2 protein-coding genes are annotated in these 2509 nt (G+C 69.2%); both read left to right on the top strand.

Translation table 11 applies throughout. From position 1 onward, the window contains the following. Nucleotides 1-705, top strand: a 705-nt coding sequence (locus tag QSG27_RS28520; RefSeq protein WP_407653285.1) for a GntR family transcriptional regulator, incomplete at its 5' end; no start/stop codon positions are given. A 41-nt stretch (nucleotides 706-746) separates the two neighbouring features. Next, nucleotides 747-2507: an oxalyl-CoA decarboxylase gene (gene oxc / locus QSG27_RS28515; RefSeq protein ID WP_306712176.1), complete on the top strand. Its 1761-nt coding sequence runs from the start codon at nucleotides 747-749 to the stop codon at nucleotides 2505-2507. The last annotated feature ends 2 nt before the right edge of the window (nucleotides 2508-2509 follow it).

Below are 2509 nucleotides of genomic sequence, written 5' to 3'. Positions count from 1 at the left end.
GGGACGGGAACGCCAATGCAGACGATGAGTTTCTCGGTCGAACCCCTGGACCAGGGGATGAGCTTCAAGGCCAAAGCCTACCAGGCGCTGCGGCAGGCCATCACCCAGATGGACATCTACGGCGGGCCGAGCGAGATCCGGCTGGACGAGCGCCAGCTCTGCGAGGCGCTGGGCGTCAGCCGCACCCCGGTGCGCGAGGCCATGGCGCTTTTGGAGCAGGAGGGCTTCATCCGCTCCATGCCGCGGCGCGGCATCTTCGTGGTGCGCAAGACCAAGGCCGAGATCATCGAGATGATCACCGTCTGCGCCGCCCTGGAGGGCATGGCCGCCCGCCTCTTCGTCGAGCGCGCCGACGAGCGCGGCATGGCCGAGCTGCACGAGACCTTCGACCGCTTCGCCGAGGGCGCGCTGGCCGACCATGTGCTGGAGTATTCCGACGCCAACGTCGCCTTCCACCAGTCGATCATCCAGGCCTCGGGCTGCACGCTCATCGCCGACCTGACCGACCGCTTCTTCATCCACATGCGGGCCATCCGCCGCGTCACCATGCGCCGCGGCGGGCGGGCCGAGACGTCCATCGTCGAGCACCGCGACATCATCGACGCGCTGACCCGGCGCGACGCCGACCTCGCCGAACGGCGGGTGCGCGAGCACACGCTGGGGCTGGCCCGCCATGTCGAACAGCACTGCGATTTTCTCGATTGACCGATCGTGATCCGAATAAGAGTCGGGGAGGAGTAACCCTTATGTCAGCCGTCACTGCCCTCAAGAACGAAGCCACCGCCGCCACCGATGCGGACCCGGTGCTGACGGATGGTTTCCAGCTCGTCATCGATGCCCTCAAGCTCAACGGCATCGAGAACCTCTATGTCGTGCCGGGCATCCCGATTTCCGACCTGCTGCGCATGGCCCAGGGCGAGGGGCTGCGGGTCATCTCCTTCCGCCACGAGCAGAACGCCGGCAACGCCGCCGCCATCGCCGGCTTTCTGACCAAGAAGCCGGGCGTGTGCATGACCGTCTCGGCGCCGGGCTTCCTCAACGGCCTGACCGCCCTGGCCAACGCCACCACCAACTGCTTCCCGATGATCCTGATCTCCGGCTCCTCGGAGCGCGAGATCGTCGATCTCCAGCAGGGCGACTACGAGGAGATGGACCAGCTGGCCATCGCCAAGCCGCTGTGCAAGGCGGCCTTCCGCGTGCTGCACGCCCAGGACATCGGCATCGCCGTGGCCCGGGCCATCCGCGCCGCGGTGTCGGGGCGGCCGGGCGGCGTCTACCTCGACCTGCCGGCCAAGCTGTTCTCGCAGGTGCTGGACGCCGCCGAGGGCGCCCGCTCGCTGGTCAAGGTGGTCGACCCGGCCCCGGCCCAGCTGCCGGCGCCGGACGCGGTGGCCCGGGCGCTGGAGGCGCTGAAGGGGGCCAAGCGGCCGCTGATCATCCTCGGCAAGGGGGCGGCCTACGCCCAGGCCGACGAGGCGGTGCGCGAACTGGTGGAGACGTCGGGCATCCCCTTCCTGCCGATGAGCATGGCCAAGGGTCTGCTGCCCGACACCCACCCGCAGTCGGCGGGGGCGGCGCGCTCGATGGTGCTGAAGGACGCCGACGTGGTGCTTCTGGTGGGGGCGCGGCTGAACTGGCTGCTGTCGCACGGCAAGGGCAAGACGTGGGGCGAGCCGGGGTCGAAGACCTTCATCCAGATCGACATCGAGCCGCGCGAGATGGACAGCAACGTGGCGATCGTGGCGCCGCTGGTCGGCGACATCGGGTCGTGCGTGTCGGCGCTGAGCACCGGGATGGCCAGGGGCGGCTGGACGGCGCCGCCGGCGGAATGGACCACGGCGGTGGCGGCGCGGCGCGAGGCGAACGTCGCCAAGATGGCGCCCAAGCTGATGAGCAACGCCTCGCCGATGAACTTCCACGGGGCGCTGGGGGCGCTGCGCCGGGTGATCCAGGAGCGCCCCGACGCGCTGCTGGTGAACGAGGGCGCGAACACGCTGGACCTGGCGCGCGGGATCATCGACATGCACCAGCCGCGCAAGCGCCTGGACGTCGGGACCTGGGGGGTGATGGGCATCGGGATGGGCTTCGCGGTGGCCGCGGCGGTGGAGTCGGGCAAGCCGGTGCTGGCGGTGGAGGGCGACAGCGCCTTCGGCTTCTCGGGCATGGAGGTGGAGACGATCTGCCGGTACAAGCTGCCGGTGTGCATCGTGGTGTTCAACAACAACGGCATCTACAAGGGCACCGACGTCAACCCGACGGGCGGCTCGGACCCCTCGCCGATGGTGTTCGTGCCGGACTCCCGCTACGACCGGATGATGGAAGCCTTCGGCGGGGTGGGGGTCAACGTGACCACGCCGGACGAGCTGTACCGGGCGGTCAGCGAAGCGATGGACAGCGGCAAGCCGACGCTGATCAACGCGGTGATCGACCCCAACGCCGGGTCGGAGAGCGGCAACATCGGCAGCCTCAACCCCACCAGCACCGTCCGCAAGGGACCCAAGACGTAAGA

It is taken from the genome of Azospirillum isscasi, assembly GCF_030849505.1.
Taxonomy (GTDB): Bacteria; Pseudomonadota; Alphaproteobacteria; order Azospirillales; family Azospirillaceae; genus Azospirillum; species Azospirillum isscasi.
Note: the sequence above shows the minus strand (reverse complement) of the source record. Positions and strands in the feature narration are given on the sequence as shown.

Coding starts and splice junctions, on each gene's coding strand:
- oxc (WP_306712176.1), top strand. CDS start 747: ATGTCAGCCGTCACTGCCCTCAAGAACGAAGCCACCGCCGCCACCGAT.